This window comes from Sphingomonas sp., assembly GCF_031372575.1.
GTDB lineage: Bacteria > Pseudomonadota > Alphaproteobacteria > Sphingomonadales > Sphingomonadaceae > Sphingomicrobium.
Window position 1 is genome coordinate 1 of record NZ_JANMLM010000018.1, and the last position, 4,454, is coordinate 4,454.

The window sequence follows — 4,454 nt, forward strand, 5'->3', positions numbered from 1 at the left end:
TGGCCGCGCCGATGCGGGTCAGTGCAAGCGCGAACAGCAAGGCAAAGATCACCAGTTGCAACACCTGCCCTTCGGCGGCGGCGGCGACGACGTTGGGCGGGATGATCGATTTGAAGAAGTCCGCAACCTGCGGCACCGGTGTCGACGCCGCTGCGGGATCGAGTGCGGCGAGCCCAGCGCGCAACGCTTCGGCGGCGTTGCCCGGCAACGGGAAGGCGCCCAGCAACAACGTCATCGCCAACGTCCCGAACACCGCCGATGCGGTGCATACAATTACGAACCACGCCACCGAACGCCCGGCGATCCGCCCCGCACTCGCCGCTTCGGCGCCGCGCGCGATCCCCACCACCAGCAGCGCGACGATCAACGGGATGACGGTCATCTTCAGCGCGTCGATCCATAAGCCGCCGACCATGGTTGCCGCCTGCAACGCCGGTTCGCGCAAGCCATCGCCCACTTTCGCCGCGATCGTCCCGATAATCAGCCCGGCGACCAAAGCGAGCAATACCCAAATCGCCCGCGCCCCGGTGATCGGCTTGGCGGCCTGTGCCTCGATTGCCTCGCTCATCGCGGTTTACGGAACTTCATGATGAAGCGGTCGGTCTTGCCGCGGATCGCCGGGTTGAACACCAGCAAGCTATGGTCGTCGGCCGGATTGCGCAGGAAATTACTCTCCGCTTCCAGCTTGAACCCGGCGCGTTTGAAGTCGGCCCTGACCACTGCCGGATCGATGCGATGCAATTTCTCGACCGACACGCGAGGATCGCCGGGGCTTGCGACATGATCGATTACCCCGACCACCGCGCCCGGTTTCATCGCCGCATAGATCGTCTTGAGCCATGCGTCGGGGTCCATTTTGACAACGCCATATTTTGCGCTCTCCCAATAGACGTCGTGATAATCCAGGTTGATCAGCATGAAGTCATAGGTCGACGCGGGCAAGTCGGGCGCTTCGAACGGGCTGACCCGCATCCACGCATTGGGATGAGTCGCCCTGAAGGCGGTGAACTTGTCATAGGCTTTCTGGTCATAAAATTGTTTGGGCTGCCAGATCGACACACGGCCCTTGGGCCCGATGATCGGCGTGATGATTTCCGCCCAGTAAAGGTTGCTGCCGAACGGATCGGAAACCCGCATGCCTGGCTTCAGACCGAGGAATTTGAGCACTTCACCAGGCTTTCGGCTGGCATCGAGTTTGACATTATCTCCACTGCGGTGGGCGCTATCCGCGACCGCTGCGGCGACCATATCCGATTTGCCTGCACTTGAAGCGGGGCTCGTTATCGCCAGCCCCATTCCGATCAAAGCCATCCACCGCATTGCAGCCTCCTTCATTCTCGTCGCCACGCTAGCGCCGGTTGACCTTCTAGGGAACCGCCCTTCATTGTTGGTCGTTCCAGCCGCATGGCCTTCACCCAGCTCGATCCCACGATCCCGCTCCATGTCGTCGATCGCGGCAATGGCACGGCCGTCGCAGTGATCGATTATGGCGCCGAATTTGACCTACTGTGGGTGGTCGGTTTCGATGATGGCGGGGAAATCTGGTGCGTCCCCAATCCGCAGGTCCGATTGCAGGCGAACTGGTCGATGGGGCGGAGCAAGGCGTCTCACGGCCGCAAGGTTACTGCAATCGCCGGTTAAGACATTTGCCAGCGGATCGGCGGCGTGACGACGGTGTCGACGGTCGGCTTGCCATCGGCACCGATCGCCGGTTTGAACTTGGCCCGCTCGCGGATTACCTGGCAGCCCATGGCGTCGAGGCTCGCCACTCCGCTTGATTCAACGACCACACAGTCCATCACCGAACCATCGCGCGCGATCATCAGCAAATATCGCGTAGTCCCGCTCTGGCCAGCATTGACGGCTTCCTCCGGATAATCGTCGGACGTGAAGATGCTCCGCACATCACCTCTCGCATAACTTGCAATGGCTGGCCTGGGTAGTTTCCCATCGACCATTCCCCACTGCGTTCTGAGGTCCGTCATGCAAGTATCGAGCGCTTTTTTGAGTGCTTTCATCGGACCGAGTGCCAAGTTGACGTCCGCATATTTGGTCGCAATCTTCGTTTTTGGACTGCCGATTTCAAGCCCGATCGCCCCACTGGTCATCAGTCGATCGACCAGTGCGTTGGGAAGCACAGTATAGACTCCACGAGTCCCCGGTTTTTTCAGCGGGAATAGCAACCCGGTCGCTTTCTCGGCGCCTCGCCCGTCCTTGGGATCGATAATCGCGGGATACTGCCGCGCTTTAACGGCCTTGCCCGGAAGTTCGAGCATCACCCGCGTCGATTCGCCCAGCGCGCCCGGAACGATGACAATTGCGACATCGCCAAAGCGCCGCTTCGCCTCACAACTGGTCGGCGAATATTGCATGTTCCATTGGCCGGTTGGCTGCAACGGTGCTGCCGCCGCCGGGGCAGATTGAAACGACAGCGCCGACAGCGCGACAAGGGGCGAAATACGCAACATTGCAGCAGCTTGTCGCAAATTCCGGCACCGGGCAAGCACCGGCCCGTTGAGCGCCTGTGCCATCAAAGTCGCACCGCATGCCCAATCTCCGGCGAGCCCGCCGATCCATTCGTCCCGCCATTGTACAAGTCGATATTCGGTGGCTAAACAGGCGCTGCCGAACGACAAAAGGGGGGAGTTCGCCGTGTTGAATATTGCGTATCGTGCTGCGTTCGCAGGCGCGCTTTTCAGTCTTGCCGGTCCGTCGCTCGCCCAGCCGATCGCCGTTTCACCAGTAGCTTCCGATGCGGCAGCGGACGCGCAACCCGTGGTCCAGGTTCCAGCAGCGCCTGCTTCCTACACCTTGCCGGCCTTGTTTGCGGTCGACCTGACCGTGGTCGATGAAGTGTCGTCGAAACTCGCCAAGAGCGGCGATCCGGTCAGGCTTCGTCTTGCCCGCCCAATCTATGTCACGCCTGACCTCGGCCTGCCCGAGGGAACGGTCGTCGAAGGCATGGTGATCCACGCTGCGAAGGGCGGGATGGGCGGCAAATCGGGCGAGTTGCTGATCGCGGCGCAGCGCATCTTGCTCGACAATTCGGTCGCGATTGCGCTTCGATCATTCCAGGTCAACCCGGCGCAAGGTCGCGATAATCAGGGCGTCGCAATGGGCCTGATGATTGCTGGCGGTGCGGTCGGCGGGATTGCCGGGATGCTGATTACCGGGGGCTCGGCACGCGTTGCAGCCGGAACCAACGCGTCGGCAAAAACCCGCAGCGCCACCGAATTGCCCGCATCCCTGCTCGTCAAATTGCCGCGCCAGGATCCGCTTTACACCTCACCAATGCCGGTTCCGGCCTTCACCACCCAAGGAAATTGATCATGAAGAAAATTGCCCTCGCTCTGTGCCTGTCGTCGCTCGTCACGTTGCCCGCAACCGCCGTCGCGCGTGACCAGGCAGCGCCGATCGTCTTGCCCAAGCCGACCCCCGGCAAGGGCCAGATCGTTATCTTCCGCCCCAGCTCGATGGGCTTCGCAATTAAGTGCACCGTCCGCGAGAATGGTGCGATGATCGGCCGCGTCGGCGCTGGCAAATATTATGTGGTCGAGGTCGAGCCCGGCGTGCACACGTTGACCGCCAAGTCGGAGGCGACCGATACCGTCACCGTCCAGGTCGAACCCGATGAGACCAGCTTCGTGAAGTGCAACATCGCCATGGGCATGATGGTCGGACGTCCCAACCTCGCGCCCGCAGCGGCCGCTGATTTCACCAGCGTGTCGGGCAAGGTGACGCCGATGGATAGCGCCAAGATCGCTGGGGAGATCGCCAAGGATCGTGAGCAGCTGGCGGCCAAGGCAGTCAAGCCCGCAGGCTAAGCGACACCACAAGTTTTCGGATTGACGAATGGGGCTGGCCGCAGGGCTGGCCCCTTTTTTTTCTGGGCACGACCTGTTGTTTCGGCACGACGAAATCTTGCTGACCGACGCATCGCTCCGCTGCCTCGCGCGTTTGGATGGCATCTGTAACGCTTATCAGGAGAACGCGCATGTTAGGCACCGACGACAACACGACGATCCTTAAAACCCTTACCTCGACTCTCAACGACAGCGTCAACGGCTATCGCGAGGCTGCCGAACATGCCGAGGGCAGCCAGTTCCAGCAGATCTTCCGCGACAATGCGGCTGAGCGTGAGCGCGTTGCGGGCGAGTTGGCGGGCGAAGTTGGTCGCTTGGGCGGAACCCCCGACGAGGACGGCACTGTCCTTGGCAAGGCCCATCAGGCCTTCCTCGACCTGAAGGCGGCTGTTATGGGTCGCGACGACAAGGCGATCGTCAACGAAGTCGAGCGTGGCGAAGATCATATCAAGGCCAAGTTCGAAGCCGCGCTCAAGGACGACAGCCTGTCGCCGCAGAGCCGCACGTTGGTCGAAACCGCCTTCAGTTCGGTCAAGGCGGGCCATGACGAAATGAGCAACCTCAAGCACAACCTCGACGCGTAAGGAGCGA

The 4,454-nt window shown here is 61.3% G+C and carries 7 protein-coding genes; 4 read left to right on the top strand and 3 right to left on the bottom strand.

What is annotated here, in order from left to right:
• Together RMN73_RS01660 and RMN73_RS01665 are read right to left on the bottom strand one after the other, a co-directional pair.
• On the bottom strand, window positions 1–568 hold a 568-nt coding region (locus RMN73_RS01660), incomplete at its 3' end, for a cation:dicarboxylate symporter family transporter (protein ID WP_309601580.1).
• Entirely contained in the window at window positions 565–1,320 is a 756-nt protein-coding gene (locus RMN73_RS01665) for a methyltransferase (RefSeq protein WP_309601581.1), read from the bottom strand. The genes RMN73_RS01660 and RMN73_RS01665, both read right to left, overlap by 4 nt.
• 84 nt (window positions 1,321–1,404) lie before the next feature.
• Between RMN73_RS01665 and RMN73_RS01670 the strand changes: the two genes are divergently transcribed.
• On the top strand, window positions 1,405–1,641 hold the full coding sequence (locus RMN73_RS01670) for a hypothetical protein (RefSeq protein ID WP_309601582.1): 237 nt from the start codon (window positions 1,405–1,407) through the stop codon (window positions 1,639–1,641).
• Here RMN73_RS01670 and RMN73_RS01675 read toward each other — a convergent pair.
• Complete coding sequence (locus RMN73_RS01675; RefSeq protein WP_309601583.1) at window positions 1,638–2,468, bottom strand: energy transducer TonB; 831 nt, start codon at window positions 2,466–2,468, stop codon at window positions 1,638–1,640. The genes RMN73_RS01670 and RMN73_RS01675 overlap by 4 nt on opposite strands.
• Window positions 2,469–2,652: 184 nt before the next feature.
• Here RMN73_RS01675 and RMN73_RS01680 point away from each other — a divergent pair, with 184 nt between their 5' ends.
• The 3 genes from RMN73_RS01680 (at window position 2,653) to RMN73_RS01690 (ending at window position 4,447) form a co-directional block, all read left to right on the top strand.
• On the top strand, window positions 2,653–3,327 hold the full coding sequence (locus RMN73_RS01680) for a hypothetical protein (protein WP_309601584.1): 675 nt from the start codon (window positions 2,653–2,655) through the stop codon (window positions 3,325–3,327).
• A 2-nt stretch (window positions 3,328–3,329) separates the two neighbouring features.
• Window positions 3,330–3,824, top strand: a complete 495-nt coding sequence (locus RMN73_RS01685) for a DUF2846 domain-containing protein (protein ID WP_309601585.1) — start codon at window positions 3,330–3,332, stop codon at window positions 3,822–3,824.
• Window positions 3,825–3,994: 170 nt separating this feature from the next.
• The gene (locus RMN73_RS01690; RefSeq protein ID WP_309601586.1) at window positions 3,995–4,447 is read left to right on the top strand and encodes a PA2169 family four-helix-bundle protein; all 453 of its coding nucleotides are present in this window, start codon (window positions 3,995–3,997) and stop codon (window positions 4,445–4,447) included.
• The last annotated feature ends 7 nt before the right edge of the window (window positions 4,448–4,454 follow it).